This is a genomic window from Pseudomonas graminis, from assembly GCF_900111735.1.
Taxonomy (GTDB): domain Bacteria; phylum Pseudomonadota; class Gammaproteobacteria; order Pseudomonadales; family Pseudomonadaceae; genus Aquipseudomonas; species Aquipseudomonas graminis.
The window spans coordinates 1-18,364 of record NZ_FOHW01000014.1; the positions used below are offsets into that span (position 1 = coordinate 1).

The window sequence follows — 18,364 nt, forward strand, 5'->3', positions numbered from 1 at the left end:
TGTAGGACCGGCTTTAGCCGGGAAAGCGTCAGGAGTCAAACCGCAAAATTGAGGGTGATCACACTGGCCTCTCCCCGGCTGAAGCCGATCCCACCAAGAGATCGCGTGCACTCAGCAAAACTGGATGTCGCCTCGACTGAGGGACCGGCTTTAGCCGGGAAAGCGTCAGGGGTCACACCGCAAAATTGAGGGTGATCACACTGGCCTCTTCCCGGCTGAAGCCGGTCCCACTAAGAGATCCGATGGGTCCCCATCAGCTCGGGCAGCCCACGGCCCCGCCATCAAGGTTTTGCTTGTAGTTTTCATACTGCAGGGTGGCCTTGCCGTCGTTCCACTTGAGGGTCAGGACCAGCACTGAATCGAAGTCCCCGGCCATCCAGTCGTCAACCAGTTTGAGCTTCTTGCCCGACGCCTCCTCGGCGACTTTGTTGATGAGCTCCGGCAGGTAACCGTGGGACCAGGCGGTGTAGATAGTGGCGTCGTGATATTTGTCGCGCATCAGCTCATCGGCCAGATCACCGGTGTCATTGGCGGCGAAGTCGATATTGACCGGCAGACCCAGCTTGATCGCGCTAGGACCGACAGTCATGAGCGGGCGAAGGTAGCTGTAAGAATGATCGTGCTCGCCCTCTTCCACATGGCGGCTGGGGTTCGCCGCAAAGATAAAGTCGGCCTTGCCGAAGGTGTTCGGCAGCACAGTGGACAGGTCAATGGCGCGATTAAGGCCCTGGCAGTTCAACTGGCCCAGGCCGGTTTCGGGCTTTTCGGCGTGGCGTAGAAACACCAGCGTCTGGGTGCCGTTCTTGGCCTCGGCGTGCACGCCTTTACCGGCGGCGAACCAGAAAATAGCGGAAGCGATCAGCAGAGTCGGCAACAGAAAATAGGTCATGCGCTGCATCGCGCGGGACAACATAGGAGGCGTTGTAAGGCTCATATCGGCATGGAATTCTGATGGTTCGTGATGGGCGTGACGCCCGATGCAACGTCCTTGTCAGCGTGTGGCTCGGTGCAGTATGGCGAACGAATATTTCCGTATAACGAATGCCAATCAGATCAGAAAACGCTCAAGAGGTTGCACGCAACCACCTGATTTGCCGGATTAATCGCCGAACGGTCAAATGCCGTTGTTTTGAGCCTCGGGCTCATGTTGGCTGAAGAGCGCTGTGCCGATTCGTTTTCAGGGTCAAGATCAAAGGCAACAGCCGCGCGCCCATGATCCTGCTGATAGTGCCCACGCCTGGCGTGGGTATGCATCCGGGGACCCTCCGCGTCCATTCCCGGCTAAAGCCAGTCCCACTAAAAGCACCGCCTCCCCCCTGTGGGACCGGCTTCAGCCGGGAAGCCTTTGATCTGCTTTAAAAGCGCTTTTGATCTTCGTAAACAAAAAGCCCAGACGACACCCATCGCGACTTGGGTGCAGGCTGAACGCAGGTCTTGCGCAGTGGGCCGAGCCGCATGGATGCTGCGAGAGCGCCGTCAGGACATGGATGTCCGTTCGGCGCGGGCCCACGGAGCGAGACCGGAGTGAAGGAACCCGACGAAGTCGGGCCCAACCAGGAGCACAAGCCCTTGGTTACTTGGGGCTTTATCAAGTAACTCGCCGAAGGCGAAACAGTCTGCCCTCAGGCAGACGCTCTTGATCTAAAAACGCCGAAGGCGAAATATCTGCCGTTAGGCAGATGCCCTTCACGGCGTATTGACGCCCACAAAGATCTGGTGTCTCCTGAAACCGGTTTCAGAGCCAAATAGCTCTCCCATCAAGCCTGCTGATAAATCCAATAAGGTCCAGGCCGTGAACAGCATCTCCACCCCGACGCGCACCCGCGTCACCATGAACGACGTCGCCGACCTCGCCGGCGTCTCAAAGGCCAGCGTCTCGCGCTTCATCGGCGATGACCGCCAACTGCTGTCCGAAGCCATCGCCAAACGCATCGAACAGGCCATCGACACCCTCGGCTACCGCCCCAACCAAATGGCCCGTGGCCTCAAACGCGGCCGCACCCGCCTGATCGGCATGCTCGTCGCCGACATCCGCAACCCCTACTCCATCGCCGTCATGCACGGCGTCGAAACCGCCTGCCGCAAGCACGGCTACAGCCTCGTCGTGTGCAACACCGACCGCGACGACGAACAGGAACGCCTGCACCTCGCGGCCCTGCGCTCGTACAACATCGAAGGCCTGATCGTGAACACCCTCGGCCATCACCTCGACGAGCTGCGCGAACTGCACAGCGAACTGCCAATGGTGCTGGTGGACCGCAAGGTCGATGAACTGCGCAGCGACCTCGTCGGCCTCGACAACGTCACGGCGGTCCGGCAGGCACTGGATCATCTGCAGGACGCCGGTTACCGCGACGTGCTCATGGTCACCGAACCCCAGGACGGCACCAGCTCGCGGCTTGAGCGGGTCGACGCCTTCAAACAACAGATCACCCAGCGCGCCGGCATGCGTGGCCAGGTCTGCGAAACCGGCGACCCACTGCACGACCGGTTGCGCGACTTCCTCGCTCAGCAAGGCCCCGGCCCCAAAGCACTGTTCACCGCCAATGGCGTCGCTACCCTGATCACCACCCGTCAACTGCATGAGCTGGGCTGCCACCTGTTCGACGATATCGGCCTGATCGCCCTCGACGAGCTGGACTGGTACCCGCTGGTCGGCAGCGGCATCACCTCCCTCGCGCAGCCCACCCACGAAATGGGGATCACCGCCTTCGAGTGCCTGCTCAACCGACTGCGCGGTGATCAGGAGCCAGTGCGGCTATATGACTTCCCCGCGCAACTGATCGCCCGCGGCTCGACCCGACGACAGACCTGACATCTGCCTGACAGATACCGCAGGTCAACCCTTGCACCCCGACGCGAACTTTTACTCGATTCGCTCGTTCGAACAAAAATGTAACCGGTTTCAGAGGACAATAATAATGACCCTACCATCCGTTGCCATCAGCCTGGGCGCCTACGGTGCCGATCATGTACGTGGGCAAGGCCAGGCCAGTTTCATCCCGCTGCTGGCCAATGCTGGCGTCAAGCGCATCGAGCTGCGGGAAGAGCTGTTCAGCCCCAGCTTCCACGATCAAGACTTCCCTGCCCTCGCCCGTGCCATTGCGGCTCAGGGCCTGGAATGCCTGTACTCGGCGCCCCTTGAGTTGTGGCTCGAAGGCGACACGCAGCCGAACCCTGAACTTCGACCGACCCTTGAGCGCGCCACCGCGTGCGGTGCGTTCTGGCTCAAAGTATCGCTGGGACATTTTGGCGAGCACTGCGACGTTGCCGCGCTGGCCGATCGCCTTGCGCCTTACGACGTTCACTTGCTGGTGGAAAACGATCAGACCGAACAGGGCGGCCGCATCGAGCCCTTCGTGGAGTTCTTCGCGCAGATCACCGCACTGCAAATGCCCATCGGCATGACCTTCGACATCGGCAACTGGCGCTGGCAGGAACAGTCCGCCCGCGACGCCGCGCAGCAGTTGGGCCGTTACGTCGAGTACCTGCACTGCAAGGCGATCACGGTCAACGCCGCAGGCAAACTCATCGCCGTGCCGCCAGCGCCGGCCGACCTGCAACAGTGGGAGCAGCTCATCCAGCACATGCCGGTGAACCTGCCCCGAGCCGTTGAATACCCGCTGCAAGGCGATGACCTGCTGCAGGTGACCCGCGAACAGGTTGCCCTGCTCGCCCGCCTCGGCCAGTCGCGATCCACTCAATCCAACGCAACGGAAACGGAGGCGCTGAGCCATGTCTGAGATCGATATTCTCTCCTTCGGCGAAACCATGACCATGCTGGTGGCCGAGCAAACAGGTGACCTGGCGCAGGTTCGCCACTTCGAGAAACGCATCGCCGGCGCCGACAGCAACGTGGCGATTGGTCTGTCGCGGCTGGGCTTCAAGGTCGCGTGGCTGAGCCGGGTCGGCAACGACTCCATGGGCCGCTTCGTCACCGACAGCCTGCAACAGGAAGGCGTCGATTGCGGCCATGTCACCGTGGACGCCTCGCACCCTACCGGTTTTCAGTTCAAGTCCCTGGAGCTGGAAGGCGCGGACCCTGTGGTCGAGTACTTCCGTCGCGGCTCGGCGGCGAGTCACCTGTCGGTCAACGACATCGTTCCCGAGCTGCTCAAGGCCCGGCATCTGCACGCCACCGGCATTCCAGCGGCGCTGTCCGACACCTGCAGGGAGCTTTCCCACGTGCTGATGACGCAAATGCGCGAGGCCGGTCGCAGCGTGTCGTTCGACCCCAATCTGCGGCCTTCGCTGTGGTCGAGCCAGGCGACGATGATCCGTGAAGTGAACCACCTTGCCAGCCAAGCCCACTGGGTCATGCCGGGCCTGGCGGAGGGTGAGCTGCTCACCGGCTTCGACACCCCGGCGGACATCGCCCGTTTCTACCTGGACATGGGCGTCGAGGCGGTGATCATCAAACTCGGCGCCAAGGGCGCGTATTACCGCACCCAGCTTAATGATGCGTTCTTGCCCGGCGTGCCGGTGACCAAGGTGGTCGACACCGTGGGCGCAGGTGACGGCTTTGCGGTCGGCGTGATCAGCGCGCTGCTGGAAAACCTCGGGTTCGAACAGGCCACTGCCCGCGGCAACTGGGTCGGCAGCCAGGCCGTGCAAAGCCGTGGCGACATGGAAGGCCTGCCCTGCCGCGCCGCCCTCGATGCCGCCAACGTCTCGGCAGGCACGCGACGACAGAGCGCCTGAACCTCACTTTTATACACACCGAACCTCCATCACCTGCTGCGACAAAAACAACATGCTCAGGGAGCCTGAAATGGACAAGCTGCTCGAATCCGTGAAACACGCCGGCCTTAAACGTCGCTGGCTATTGATCATGCCCATCGTCTTCATCACCTACAGCCTGGCGTACCTGGACCGCGCCAACTACGGCTTCGCCGCTGCCTCGGGGATGGCCGAGGACCTGAATATCACGCCGGGCATGTCGTCTCTGCTGGGGGCGCTGTTCTTTCTCGGTTACTTCTTCTTCCAAGTGCCTGGCGCGATCTATGCGCAGAAGAAGAGCGTCAAAAAACTCATCTTCGTCAGCCTGATTCTGTGGGGCGGCCTGGCCACACTGACCGGCATCGTCTCCAACGCCTACATGCTGATCGGCATCCGGTTCATGCTTGGCGTGGTCGAAGCGGCCGTGATGCCGGCGATGCTGGTGTACCTCTGCTACTGGTTCACCAAGGCCGAACGCTCGCGCGCCAACACCGTGTTGATCCTCGGAAACCCGGTGACGATGCTGTGGATGTCGGTGGTGTCCGGCTATCTGGTGGCGCACTTCAGCTGGCGCTGGATGTTCATCGTAGAGGGCCTGCCGGCGGTGATCTGGGCATTTATCTGGTGGCGTCTGGTGGACGAGCGTCCAGCCCAGGCCAAATGGCTGACGGCTGAAGAGAAGACCGAACTGCAAGCGCGCCTCGACGCCGAACAGGTCGGCATCAAACCGGTGAAAAACTACGCCGAAGCCTTCCGCTCCCCGCGGGTCCTGCTGCTGGCCGCGCAGTATTTCTGCTGGAGCATCGGCGTGTACGGCTTCGTGCTGTGGCTGCCGACCATCATCAAGAAAGGCATGCAGATGGACATGGTCGAAGCCGGCTGGCTCTCGGCCCTGCCGTACCTTGCGGCGGTGATCGGCATGGTCCTGGTGTCGTGGGCGTCGGATAAAACCCAGAAACGCAAAGCGTTTGTCTGGCCGCCGCTGCTGCTGGCTGCCGTCGCGTTCTACGGCTCGTACGCCTTGGGCACCGAGCATTTCTGGTGGTCCTACTCGCTGCTGGTCATTGCCGGCGCCTGCATGTACGCGCCCTATGGTCCGTTCTTCGCCATCGTCCCGGAAATCCTCCCGGCCAACGTCGCGGGTGGCGCGATGGCATTGATCAACAGCCTCGGCGCGCTGGGGTCCTTCGCCGGTTCCTACCTCGTCGGCTACCTCAACGGCGTGACTGGCACGTTGAGCGCGTCGTACCTGTTCATGAGCGGCGCGCTGCTGGTGTCGGTGGTGCTGACGCTGCTGCTCAAGCCGGACAGCAAGGCCCGGCCCCTGAGTGACAAACCCGGCGTTGGTCCTGCCCCTGCCCATTCCTGATCCGGAGCCTTTCGATGACTCACCATGTTGTGCTCTACAAGAAACTATCGGCGCCGTTGATGCAGCGCCTCCAAGCCCAAGCCGAGGTCACGCTGATCGATGATCCGAAATCCAGCGCAGGCCTGGCCCGCCTTCGCGACGCCCTGCCCCACGCCGATGCCTTGCTCGGCGCGAGCGTGAAACTGGACGCCGAACTGCTGGACCTGGCGCCGAAGCTGAAAGCGGTGTCCAGCGTCTCGGTGGGGGTCGATAACTACGACATCGCCTATTTGACGCGGCGCGGCATTCTGCTCACCAACACCCCGGATGTGCTCACCGAAACCACCGCCGACACTGGCTTTGCACTGATCATGGCCACGGCCCGTCGGGTGGTGGAACTGGCAAACATGGTTCGCGACGGCCAGTGGAAACAGAACATCGGGCCGCCACACTTTGGCTCCGACGTGCATGGCAAGACACTGGGCATTATCGGCATGGGCCGGATTGGCGAAGCCGTCGCGCAACGGGGTCATTTCGGTTTCGGGATGCCGGTGATCTATCACAGCCATTCCCCGAAGCCTGCGGTGGAAGCGCGGTTTGATGCCCGCTATCGCAGCCTGGAAGACTTGTTGCGCGAGGCTGATTTCGTCTGCCTGACCGTGCCGCTGACCGCTGAAACCGAGGGGCTGATCGGTGCCGAGCAGTTCGCGCAGATGCGCCCGGAGACGATATTCATCAACATCGCCCGGGGCAAGGTGGTGGACGAACAGGCGCTGATTGCCGCGCTGCAGAAGGGCCAGATCCGCGCGGCGGGTCTGGATGTCTTCGAACAGGAGCCGGTTAGCCCGGGTTCGCCGCTGTTGAAGATGCACAACGTCGTGGCAACCCCGCACATGGGCTCGGCAACCCACGAAACCCGTGAGGCCATGGCCCGCTGTGCCGTGGACAACCTTCTGGCGGCCCTGGCGGGCGAGCGACCGAAGGATCTGGTCAACCCCGCTGCGTGGCGCGGTTGAAGATCCAGACGGTAGGAGACGGCTCGAACATGGGCACAAAACTGTAGGAGCGCGCTTGCCCGCGAAAGCATTGGGTCAAACAACGCCGATGTCACAGATCCGCCGCCTTCGCGACCGTCGTAACCTCCGATTGCTCCTACAGGCTAATTTGCGTTCGACGCAGTGAAAGGGTGAGCCGAAGATCCCACCCGAAGCCGGCTTGCTGCGGGCCGCGATCGGACGAATGCGATGGGTCAGGCTAAATGGCTGGCGCTGGCAGATCCCATTCGCGGGCAAGCGTGCTCCTGCCATGGATCTCGGCAACCCACGCAATCGTCGGCGCACACAAAATCCCGGCGTGCACCGTCTGCGTTAAACCACAAACCGCGCCACCATCGCTTTCAGATCAACCGCCAGCCGCGACAGCTCATGGCTGGCTGCGCTGGTCTGGTGGGCGCCCGCCGCCGTTTGCGCGGCAAGGTCGCGGATGTTGACCAGATTGCGGTCCACTTCCCTCGACACCTGCGCCTGCTCCTCCGATGCACTGGCGATCACCAGGTTGCGCTCGTTGATCTGCGCAATGGCTACGGTGATCACCTCCAGAGCATCACCCGCCGAACCGGCCAGACTCAACGTGGTGCGGGTGCTGTCGGTATTGCGTGACATCGATTGCACGGCGTCGCCGGTGCGGGTCTGAATCCCCGCGACCATCTGTTCGATTTCCTTGGTCGATTCTGCGGTGCGGTGGGCCAGTGCCCGGACTTCATCGGCGACGACGGCAAACCCGCGACCCGCCTCCCCCGCCCGCGCGGCCTCGATGGCGGCGTTGAGTGCCAACAGATTGGTCTGCTCGGCAATCGATCGAATCACGTCCAGCACCTTGCCGATATCACGGCCCTGGGCCGCCAGACCTTCGACCAATCCGGAAGTGGTCTGGATCTGCCGGGTCATGTCCTGAATAGACTTCACCGTCTCGATCACCCGATCACGGCCCTCACGCGCAGCCTGATTGGACTGCTGTGACGCCTCGGACGTCGACACCGCGTTGCGCGCGACTTCCTCGACCGCCGCCGTCATCTCGTTGACCGCCGTCGCCGCCTGCTCGATCTCGTTGTTCTGCTGCTGCAAACCGCGGGAGGACTCTTCGGTCACCGCGCTCAGTTCTTCGGCCGCCGACGCCAGTTGCGTGGACGAGCCGGCAATCAGCTCAATGGTCTGGCGAAGATTGCGTTGCATCGTCGCCAGGGCGCGCAACAGCTGGGTTGCTTCGTCCTTGCCGTCGACGTCGATGGGACGGGTCAGGTCGCCCGAGGCAATCCCTTCCGCGGCGCGAACCGCCCGGGTCATCGGGTTAACAATACTCCGGGTGAGCAACCACGCCAGCATGATAGTCAGCAGGACGGCAACCCCTGAAACAGCAATCATGCTGAGGTTGGCGCTTTCATATTCAGCTCTGGAGATCTCCCCCGCTTCATTGGCGCTTTTGGTGTTCAGGGCGATCAACTGGTTGATCTGCACACCCATGAGATCAGTGGCTTCTTTCATGCGGGTATTGATCAAGGCGCGCATGTCTTCAACCTTATCTTGACGCGACAAGTCCAACACGTTGGCCTGAATGTCGAGGAACGTTGCCAGCGTCGCTTCAAACTGGTTATACACCGTCAGCTCCTCAACCTCGGCCGGCAGCGCGGCATAGGCTTTTTTGGCGGCCTGCAACTTGCCGATCAATTCGGCAATACGGCCTTCGACCTCTCGCAGGGAGGCGGGCTCACGGTTAACCAGTGTGCGGAATGAGGTGATTCGCAAGCGAAGGCTGTTCTCCAGCATCCCGCTCAGGTAGCCAATGCTTGGCAGCTGATTGGACTCCATGTCGATGGTGGCCTGGCGGATCTGCGCCATTCGGTGGATGGAGAAAACGCTCAAGCCAATGACCAGCGCGGCAATGAAAGCGAATCCCAGGAATGCGCGAGGCGCAATGTTCATGTTTCTTATCGACATGGATGATCTCTCTGGAAGGCTGATACTGCGTGGCGTCTTTTTATTGTCACTCGTCCTGTTATCGGCAACACCTTAACTTTCATGCGAGCGCATTAAACGTTTATAGAGATTTATTTATGCTGCCTTACTTCATACAAGAGCTTTTAGATAGCTATAACGATTCAGCCTATGTTTAAACATGCACCTGGATATAAGCGATTTATGACCAGGATCAACTAAAGATGAAATTTTTAATGGGCGAGGATTTATTTACCGACACTGACAGGACTCGGTGCTACCTTTACCTGACTCGTGGTCTGCGGGCCAGGCTTCCTCACGCGACGCGTCGATCGCCGCCGAAACCTGGACAGACCTGCCGTTTTCCTACCCTGCGGAGCTTGTGAAGTGCTCGATTGAACGAGGTGGGCTCATGAATAAAGTGACGTTCCCGAACGCCTGCCAGCTGATGCGCTGGCATTTTCATCCGGTGGGCTTCGAAGCCAACATGGATGCGCCCGGCAGCATGGTGGCCCGCCTGTTCGACAGGGCCAGCGGCGAGACGGTGATCGCCATCGCCGCCATCCCCTGCGCCAGCGTGATGAATGCGGCAGACGTGGAACGCATCATTGAGGCCATTGAGCTGGAGGTGGAAACTTTCATTCCCAGGCGCTCTCTGTACCTCAATCGGGCCTGAGCGCCTGAGCTTCCTGCCCTATTCGACTGAAGTGCCAATTGAAGTGCTCAACGAAGTGCTGAGTGAAGCAGTGCCTCGGCGATCGTCGAAAAACGGCTTGTCCCCTGCAACTCGCGCCGATGCGCGCGGAATATTGGCATCGTCGTTTCCCGCTGCGTCGATGAACCAGTAGCAGTGGCGAACGGCGCGGGTGATCGCCACATAGGCCAGGCGCAACACCTCATCCTTCTGCGCGTTGTCGAACGCTTCCAGATCCCCTTCCCGACCCAGACCCGCCAGCTGATAGACCTGATTCTTGTACGGCGACTGCGTCAGATGCTGGCAGTCACCGAGCAGAAACACCGCGTCTGCCTGCAGGCCCTTGGCGCTGTGGTAGGTCAGTTGCTTCAGGCGACGGTCCTGGGGCGGCAGCCTGTAATCGGCATCGGCGAGGGCCTGCAAGGCTTCCGGCAGGCGGCTGCGTTCACTGCCTTTGCGGTACAGCAGCAGCACCGAGTCGCCGGCGTTGTAATGTTGCGTCAGGCTGGCCAGCAAACGGTCATCGTCGCGGTCCAGTACGGTCACCGGCACCAGCTCCTGCTCAGCGCCGCTGGCGCGGGCCTTTTTGCCGCTGATCGCCGGCGCAGCGCGCACGATATGTTCGGCGGCGTCGATGATGTGCTGATGGCTGCGGAAGTTGTCGCTGAGCATGACCTTGGTGGTCGCGGGCGAGGAAAACTCCTTGGCAAACTCCATGAAGAATTTCGGCGAACTGCCGCGCCAGCCGTAGATCGATTGCCAGTCATCGCCCACGCACAACAGCGATGAACGCTGGGCACCGCGCCCGGCATGCAGCGCCGGGCCGCGACTGCGGATCTCGCGCAGACTCGCGCGGATCCACGAGACGATCTGCGGCGAGACGTCCTGAAACTCATCAATCATCAAATGCGACAGCGGTCGCAAGCCTGCATCGCTGACCAGCTTGAGGTTCTCCGGCGAGTTTTCACCGAACAGCGAGAACATCCGGTTATAGGTCATCACCGGCGGTGACTGGTCCAGCAAGTGATTCTCGAAGGCCTTCCAGAACAGGCTCAGCGCCTCGAAGAAAAACCGGTCAGGGTCCTGATCCGAGAAGCTCATCTGCGCCACGGCGTCCGGCACGTCCAGCCCGAGGTTTTCGATGAAACTGGCGGCAGCCACGAAACAGTCCAGCAGCGGCGCCGCGCTCAGCTCGCCTTTGACTTTGTAATCGAACCCCGGACCCGCCACGGCCGCGCCGGACAAAGACTGCATCATGCCCCGCGAGGCCTGGTAATTTTCCAGCCAGATGACCGGCTTGCGGCAGAACGCCTGAAACAGCGTGCGCTTGATCACCCACTCGGCCCACACCGGCAACTTGGCGTCCGGGCGACGCAGGTGCTGGTCTTCGCTCGGGTCGAAGCCAAGGACAATCCAGGCATCCAGCTCGGCGGCATATCCGTGGACGTGGAAGGTCAGGCCGCTGACTTCGACCGTCTGGCGCATCGGCTCGACGCCCTGAATCGGCCACGCGCCGGCGCGAATCCACAGGTCTTCGATGACGTCGCACAGTTCCTCGTCGCGCTTGGACGACAGGCCCATCACGGTGATGCGCTTCTGCACGTCCGGATGATCGCGGTCCAGTTCCTTCAGTTGCAGGGACTGCCGGTACAAGGGCGCCATGACTTCACGAAAGCGCGGATTGGCGGCGTACAGATCGCGGTAGCAGAGGTTCAACTGTTGGCGCTGGGCGTCATTGATGCGCAAGTCAAAAGGGTTGCTGTCGGCGCTGTCGTCGAACAGCTGGCCGGACTGGCTGCTGAGGTTCTCGAAGGCCTGCAACTGCTCGAAACCCGGCAGGCTGCGCACCAGCGGCAGGATGCGCGAATGGAACGTGCGCACCACCTCGCGGGCCTGACGCAGGGTCAGCTCATGCCCCCACAGCGCCATGATCTCGATGAGCTTGTTGATGAAATCCTTGCGCGACTCGCGGGTAAAGGTCACCACGGTCATGGCGTCCAGCTCGAAGCCCAGGTAGTGGTTCAGCAGCAGCACGCGCAACACCAGCGACGTCGACTTGCCCGCCCCGGCGCCGGCGATCACGTAGGTCGACGGGTTGTCACTGAAAATCATCTTCCACTGAGCGGTGGTAGGTTGCGCGTGAGCAGGCAGCTTCTCGGCGACGTCTGCCTTGATCCGCTTTTTCAGCTCGTTGGTCAGCGCCAGCCGCCAGTCGTCGAACAGGTGATCGTCAACCCGTGGACCGCGGTGCTCAAGGGACCGGGTGTCGCGAATCACCAGCACCTGACGGCCTTCTTCAATGCCATCCAGATGACCTTCGGCGTAACCCTCGTTCATGCCCTCGGCATGGCCATTGAGGTAGCCATCGGCGTGGCCCTGGTGCCACGACGGCACGTGCTGCGCCTGCATGCGCGACAAGCCCCCGCCCATCATGCGGGCCATGAGCCGTTTGAAGAACGGCAGGCGTTCGGGGGTGTTCAGGTCGGGCGGCAGCGGGTTTGGCTCGGTGGGTAGCTCGGCGGAAAAATCGTGCGGCACGCGGGCTCCGGATATCAGCGTTTTCGACAGGGCGCCTATGGTCGCCCCATTCGTCGTTCAGCTCCAGTGAAATGCTTTGCCGTCAGGGAGTTAGCCGATAAAGGGCACGTTCTTTATCGCCTGCACACATCGAAAAACATCGAATTAACCGATTGCATTCATGCAGAACTTACGCTTTTTATCGATAATTAGTTGATAGATCATTGCCCCATCGACTGACAAGTCATCACCAGCGGCGCCCTGCCACAGGCCCGGCCCTGCTACGGAGGAAGTGATCATGCTGCAACTTCGACCTTTCAAATCCCTTGGCGGCGCAGACCACGGCTGGCTGAACGCCCATCACCATTTCTCGTTCGCCAGTTATTACGACGAGAGCCGGATGAACTGGGGCCAGCTACGGGTGTGGAACGATGACGTGATTGAAGCCGGCACGGGCTTCCCGCGTCACCCGCACCGGGACATGGAGATCATCACTTATGTGCGTGAGGGCGCCATCACTCATGAGGACAGCCTGGGCAACCGTGGCCGTACCGAAGCCGGCGATGTGCAGGTGATGAGTGCCGGCACGGGTGTGGCGCACAGTGAATACAATCTGGAGTCGAAGGAGACGCGCATTTTCCAGATCTGGATCATGCCGGACGAGGTGGGTGCTCCGCCGTCCTGGGGCGCCAAGCCGTTTCCGAAAGGCGACCGCGAAGGTTTCGTGACGCTGGCAAGCGGCAAGGCGGATGACGATATCGAGCTGCGGATTCGGGCCAATGCCCGGTTGGTGGCGGCGAATCTGAAGGCCGGTGAGTCCGCTGAGTACGTGCTGGATGCGGGCCGCCGGGCTTATCTGGTGCCTGCGACGGGCGTTATCGAGGTCAACGGCGTTCGTGCTGAATCGCGGGATGGTGTGGCGGTTGAGGATGAGCGTGTGTTGCGGGTGACGGCCCTCGAAGACAGCGAGATTGTCCTCGTGGATGTGGCTTGAAAAGCGGTAGATCAAGATCAAGGGCGTCTGCCTAAGGGCAGACTGTTTCGCCTTCGGCGACTTACTTTTGAAAAGCACCAAAAGTAAGCAAAAGTGCCTGCTCCTGGTTTGGCCCCTCGTTCCTCGGGGTTCCTTCACTCCGGTCCCGCTCCGTGGGCCCGCCGCCATCCGCCATCCATGGCGGGGGGCGGCTCTCGCGGCATCCATGCCGCTCGGCCCACTCCGCGAAACCTCCATTCAGCCTGCACCAAAGTCGCGATTGGCGGTGTTTGGGATTTTTGTGTTCAAAGATCAAGAGCAGATCAAGGGCTTCACGGCTAAAGCCGGTCCTACAGTGGAGATCGCCGCCGCTCTTTCTGATCGTTCCCACGCTCCGCGTGGTAACGCCGCCCCGGACGCTCTGCGTCCTGCAGACGACGCGCGTCCAGTTTGCAGAACTGACGCGGAGCGTCACGGGATACATTCCCACGCGGAGCGAGGGAACGATCAAACCATAAGCTGACACGCCGCGCCCTTGTAGGACCGGCTTTAGCCGGGAAGCTTTTGCTTTTGCTTTTGATCTTCTACGCGGTAGTCCAAACACCACAAATCGCGACTTGGGTGCAGGCTGAACGCAGGTTTCGCGGAGTGGGCCGAGCGGCATGGATGCCGCGAGAGCCGCCCCCCCGCCATGGATGGCGGATGGCGGCGGGCCCACGGAGCGACACCGGAGTGAAGGAACCCGACGAAGTCGGGCCCAACCGAGAGCAGGCACTTTTGCTTACTTTTGGTGCTTTTCAAAAGTAAGTCGCCGAAGGCGAAACAGTCTGCCCTTAGGCAGACGCTCTTGATCTACGTACCTTCAAGGCGCTATCGCGCCGTCAACGAGCACTTGCGCCTCTTCGACCAAACGCTTGAGGTGATCCTCGCCCTTGAAGCTCTCGGCATAGATCTTGTAAATATCCTCAGTCCCCGACGGCCGCGCGGCGAACCAGCCGTTCTCGGTAATGACCTTCAAGCCACCAATCGCCTGATCATTGCCCGGCGCCTTGCTCAGGATGCTCTCAATCTTCTCCCCTGCCAGCTCCGTCGATGTCACCTGCTCCGGCGACAGTTTGCTCAACAGCGCCTTCTGCTCGAAATTGGCCTTCGCCTCAACGCGGGTCGACACCGGCTCGCCCAACTCATCGGTCAGCGCCTTGTACATCTCGCTTGGGTCACGGCCTTTGCGCGCGCGGATCTCTGCGGCCAGCAATGCCGGGATCAAACCATCCTTATCCGTCGTCCAGACCGTTCCGTCACGACGCAGGAACGACGCACCGGCGCTTTCCTCACCGCCAAAGCCCAGCGAACCCTCGAACAAGCCTTCGGCGAAGAACTTGAAGCCCACCGGCACTTCATACAAACGGCGGCCCAGACGCTGGGTCACGCGATCAATCATGCCGCTGCTGACCACGGTCTTGCCGACGGCCGCATCCGCACGCCATTCAGGACGGTTCTGAAACAGGTAATCGATGGACACCGCCAGGTAATTGTTCGGCGCCAACAGACCACCGGTTGGCGTGACGATGCCGTGGCGGTCGTGGTCAGGGTCGCAGGCGAAGGCCACCTGGAAGCGATCCTTCAGACCGATCAGGCTCTGCATCGCGAAATTGGACGACGGGTCCATACGGATCTTGCCGTCCCAGTCCACGCTCATGAAGCGGAAGGTCGGGTCGACAAATTTGTTCACCACCTCCAGATTCAGGCCGTAGTGCTCACCGATCGCCGACCAGTAATTCACGCCCGCCCCGCCCAGCGGATCAACGCCCAGGTGCAGGTTGGCGCCACGAATGGCGTCCATGTCGATGACGTTCTTAAGGTCCGCCACGTAGGTGTTGATGTAGTCGTGGCGATGAGTGGTGTCGGCGCGCAGGGCTTTTTCGTGGGTGATGCGCTGGACGTTGACGATGCGCTCGGCCAGCAATTCGTTGGCTTTGTTCTCGATCCACTTGGTGATGTGCGAATCAGCAGGGCCGCCGTTGGGCGGGTTGTACTTGAAGCCGCCGCTTTCCGGCGGATTATGCGAAGGGGTGATGACGATGCCGTCGGCCAGACCGGTCGTGCGCCCGCGGTTGTAGCAGATGATGGCGTGGGAAATCGCCGGCGTCGGGGTGTATTCATCACCCTCGGAAATCATCACGTTGACGCCGTTTGCCGCCAGCACTTCCAGCGCCGAAGCGGCCGCCGGGGTCGACAGCGCGTGTGTGTCGGCACCGAGGAACAACGGGCCGTCGATGCCGTTGGCCTGGCGGTACAGGCAGATCGCCTGACTGATGGCCAGCACGTGCCATTCGTTGAAACTCAATTCGAAGGAGCTGCCGCGGTGCCCGGAGGTACCGAAGGCAACACGCTGGGTCGCCACCGACGCGTCGGGCTGACCGGTGTAATAGGCCGTCACCAGACGAGGAAGATCGACCAGCAATTCTGCAGGCGCCAGTTTGCCCGCGAATGGACTGATACTCATGCGAAACCTCCGTGGATGAAAAATAGGGAAATGACAAGAAGAAAAGGTCCCGACGAGGCGGGAAGCAACCTGAAACGCCGCCTGAAATGACAGTGCCGCGGCAGTTTACTGGCAGTTGGACCGTGGCGCTCGGCTATTGATCCATAACGTCCTGAGACAATTAACAGACGCTGATCAGAGTTGCCACCACGCCGGCAACAGTTGCTGAATCTTGCGCTCGGCGAAACGATCGTCGATCAGCACTACTACGCCGCGATCCTCCACACCACGAATCACCCGACCCGCCGCCTGCACCACTTTCTGCATGCCGGGGTAGAGATAGGTGTAGTCGTAACCGGCACCGAATAACAGGCTCATGCGCTGCTTGAGTTGCTCGTTGACCGGGTTGATCTGCGCCAGACCCAAAGTGGCGATGAACGCCCCGATCAACCGCGCGCCCGGCAGGTCGATGCCCTCGCCGAAGGCCCCGCCCAGCACCGCAAAACCGATGCCCTGACTGGCCGGCGTAAAACGTTCGAGAAACGTCTGACGTTCGGTTTCCGCCATGCCCCGGGATTGCTTCCAGACGGGTACATCGGGGTGGCTGCGCTCCATCAAATCGGCCACTTGCTGCAGGTAATCGAAGCTGCTGAAAAACGCCAGATAATTGCCCGGCCGCGCCTCGAACTGCCGCGCCATCAGCTCGACGATGGGCGCCAGCGATGCCTGCCGATGGGTGTAGCGGGTGGAAATGCGGCTGACGATTTCCACGTCCAGCTGCGAGCGCTGGAACGGCGACTCGACGTCGACCCACGCCGTGGTGTCGGGCAGGCCCAGCAAGTCACGGTAGAAATGCCGTGGATTAAGGGTCGCGGAGAACAGCACCGCGCTGATCGCAGCGGTCAGACGGGGACGCACGAAACCCGCCGGCACGACATTGCGCAGGCACAGCCGGGACAGCGACTTGCTGCCCAGCTCACGCTTGCTGATGTCGAACAGGAAATGTTCGTCGAACAGCTCGGCGATGCGGCCGAACTGGATCGCCTCGAAATAGAAGCTCTGAAGCTCGCCGTTGGCCGCGTGGGGGTGCTCGTTGAAATAGTCGCCGAACGCCGTGATGCACAGATTGAGGCTGTTGAGAAATTTGGCCGGTGTGGCGGCGTAGGCCTGGTAAGGCGCGACTTGCTCCTTGTGCAGGGCGTTCCAGTCGCGGTTAAGCCGCTGCAAGGCTTTTTTCACCGGTACCGGCGCGCTCTGCCTTACCTGATTCATGCTGTGTTGATCGAGGGTCGCGCTGTACATCGACCGCGCCCGCTCGACCATGTTGTGGGCCTCGTCCACCAGCACCGCGACGCGCCACTGATTGAACTGACTGAGCCCGAACAGCATGCCGCTGAGGTCGAAATAGTAGTTGTAGTCGGCGATCACCACGTCCGACCAGCGCGCCAGCTCCTGGCTCAAATAATACGGACAGACCTGATGACCCAGCGCGACCTCACGAACCCCCGCTTGGTCGAGCCACGGCTTGATCATTGCCTGGCTCCGCGCTGCGGGTAGGCGGTCATAAAAACCCTTGGCGAGCGGACATGAATCCCCGTTGCAGGCCTTGTCCGGGTATTCGCAGGCCTTGTCCCGCGCGACCATTTCCAGCACGCGCAGGCTCAACTCCGGCGCACTTCGCCCGATCACGCTCAGCGCATCCAGCGCCAGCTTGCGCCCCGGGGTCTTGGCGGTCAGGAAAAACACCTTGTCCAGCTTGCGCGTGGGCGCGGCCTTGAGCATCGGGAACACGGTGCCGATGGTCTTGCCGATGCCAGTGGGCGCCTGGGCCATCAAGCAGCGTCCGGTGCTGACCGCCTTGTACACCGACTCGGCCAACGCCCGCTGTCCGGTACGAAAACCGGCGTGGGGAAACTTCAAAGCGCTGAGCCCATGGTCGCGGGCGTCGCGATGGGCCAATTCCTGCCGCGCCCACTGCAGAAAGATTCCCGCCTGGGCCTCGAAAAACGCCTGCAACTCGGCTGCCGTGAAACGCTGCTGAATGAGGGTTTCCTGCTCACTGATGATGTTGAAATACACCAGCGCCAGATTGACCTCGGCCAGCTGCAACTGCTGGCAAAGCAGCCAGCCATAGACCTTGGCCTGGGCCCAGTGCAGCTGTCGGTGGTTGGCGGGCAGGCTGCTCAACTCGCCGCGATAGGTCTTGATCTCCTCCAGCTGGTTCAGCGCAGCATCGTAGCCGTCCGCCCTGCCCCGAATCCTCAGTTCATGAAACACCCCGCTCAACGCCACCTCGGACTGATACTGCGGCCCACGCCGCGCCGCCACCGTCCGATGCCCGGCAATCCCCTCCTGCGCCGTGGGCGACGGGGTAAACCGCAAATCCAGATCCCCCGCCTTCGCCGTGAACTCGCACAACTCCCGCACCGCCACCCGATACCCCGTTTCCGGATCGACAGCCGCCACCGCCGCAGGCTCGACGGAAGCTGCGCGGGTATCGGGGGAAATGCCGGGAATGGAAGTCACTGAAAAGGCTGGCCGTCGATCGGAACACTGGACGGACGTACAGATAACAGCTCAAAGCGGTGGAGGCAAACGGAAATGGATTGGCGGACGGATTTCGGCGCAGAGCGCCAGG

The 18,364-nt window shown here is 61.4% G+C and carries 13 protein-coding genes; 7 read left to right on the top strand and 6 right to left on the bottom strand.

Features of this window, described 5'->3' with window-relative positions:
• Positions 1 to 253: 253 nt before the first annotated feature.
• A complete protein-coding gene (locus BMY98_RS12335) occupies positions 254 to 889 on the bottom strand; it encodes a hypothetical protein (protein ID WP_425438868.1) in 636 nt (211 codons plus the stop codon).
• A gap of 164 nt (positions 890 to 1,053) precedes the next feature.
• Entirely contained in the window at positions 1,054 to 1,254 is a 201-nt protein-coding gene (locus BMY98_RS26775; RefSeq protein ID WP_139214486.1) for a hypothetical protein, read from the bottom strand.
• A gap of 577 nt (positions 1,255 to 1,831) precedes the next feature.
• On the opposite strand from BMY98_RS26775, the gene BMY98_RS12340 reads away from it, so the two are divergent.
• From BMY98_RS12340 to BMY98_RS12360, 5 genes are all read left to right on the top strand, one after another.
• Entirely contained in the window at positions 1,832 to 2,815 is a 984-nt protein-coding gene (locus BMY98_RS12340) for a LacI family DNA-binding transcriptional regulator (protein WP_083398783.1), read from the top strand.
• Between the two features lie 106 nt (positions 2,816 to 2,921).
• Positions 2,922 to 3,743, top strand: a complete 822-nt coding sequence (locus tag BMY98_RS12345; protein WP_074889402.1) for a sugar phosphate isomerase/epimerase family protein — start codon at positions 2,922 to 2,924, stop codon at positions 3,741 to 3,743.
• On the top strand, positions 3,736 to 4,701 hold the full coding sequence (locus tag BMY98_RS12350) for a sugar kinase (RefSeq protein ID WP_074889405.1): 966 nt from the start codon (positions 3,736 to 3,738) through the stop codon (positions 4,699 to 4,701). The genes BMY98_RS12345 and BMY98_RS12350 overlap by 8 nt, the downstream gene beginning before the upstream one ends.
• Before the next feature lie 70 nt (positions 4,702 to 4,771).
• On the top strand, positions 4,772 to 6,088 hold the full coding sequence (locus BMY98_RS12355; RefSeq protein WP_074889408.1) for an MFS transporter: 1,317 nt from the start codon (positions 4,772 to 4,774) through the stop codon (positions 6,086 to 6,088).
• A gap of 14 nt (positions 6,089 to 6,102) precedes the next feature.
• Positions 6,103 to 7,083 (top strand): 2-hydroxyacid dehydrogenase, encoded by a 981-nt coding sequence (locus BMY98_RS12360; RefSeq protein ID WP_074889412.1) that lies wholly within the window; start codon positions 6,103 to 6,105, stop codon positions 7,081 to 7,083.
• 351 nt (positions 7,084 to 7,434) lie between these two features.
• On the opposite strand, the gene BMY98_RS12365 is transcribed toward BMY98_RS12360, so the two are convergent.
• The gene (locus BMY98_RS12365; RefSeq protein ID WP_074889415.1) at positions 7,435 to 9,060 is read right to left on the bottom strand and encodes a methyl-accepting chemotaxis protein; all 1,626 of its coding nucleotides are present in this window, start codon (positions 9,058 to 9,060) and stop codon (positions 7,435 to 7,437) included.
• Between the two features lie 409 nt (positions 9,061 to 9,469).
• Between BMY98_RS12365 and BMY98_RS12370 the strand changes: the two genes are divergently transcribed.
• Complete coding sequence (locus tag BMY98_RS12370) at positions 9,470 to 9,733, top strand: DUF1652 domain-containing protein (protein WP_425438869.1); 264 nt, start codon at positions 9,470 to 9,472, stop codon at positions 9,731 to 9,733.
• A gap of 18 nt (positions 9,734 to 9,751) precedes the next feature.
• Here the strand turns inward: BMY98_RS12370 and BMY98_RS12375 are convergent, their stop codons facing one another.
• Positions 9,752 to 12,193: a UvrD-helicase domain-containing protein gene (locus BMY98_RS12375; protein ID WP_175514165.1), complete on the bottom strand. Its 2,442-nt coding sequence runs from the start codon at positions 12,191 to 12,193 to the stop codon at positions 9,752 to 9,754.
• A gap of 373 nt (positions 12,194 to 12,566) precedes the next feature.
• On the opposite strand from BMY98_RS12375, the gene BMY98_RS12380 reads away from it, so the two are divergent.
• Positions 12,567 to 13,262, top strand: coding sequence for a pirin family protein (locus tag BMY98_RS12380; RefSeq protein WP_074889419.1), 696 nt, complete (start codon positions 12,567 to 12,569; stop codon positions 13,260 to 13,262).
• A gap of 841 nt (positions 13,263 to 14,103) precedes the next feature.
• On the opposite strand, the gene pgm is transcribed toward BMY98_RS12380, so the two are convergent.
• Positions 14,104 to 15,747 (bottom strand): phosphoglucomutase (alpha-D-glucose-1,6-bisphosphate-dependent), encoded by a 1,644-nt coding sequence (pgm, locus tag BMY98_RS12390; protein ID WP_074889422.1) that lies wholly within the window; start codon positions 15,745 to 15,747, stop codon positions 14,104 to 14,106.
• Between the two features lie 174 nt (positions 15,748 to 15,921).
• Positions 15,922 to 18,192 (bottom strand): ATP-dependent DNA helicase, encoded by a 2,271-nt coding sequence (locus BMY98_RS12395; protein ID WP_074889425.1) that lies wholly within the window; start codon positions 18,190 to 18,192, stop codon positions 15,922 to 15,924.
• Between the last annotated feature and the right edge of the window lie 172 nt (positions 18,193 to 18,364).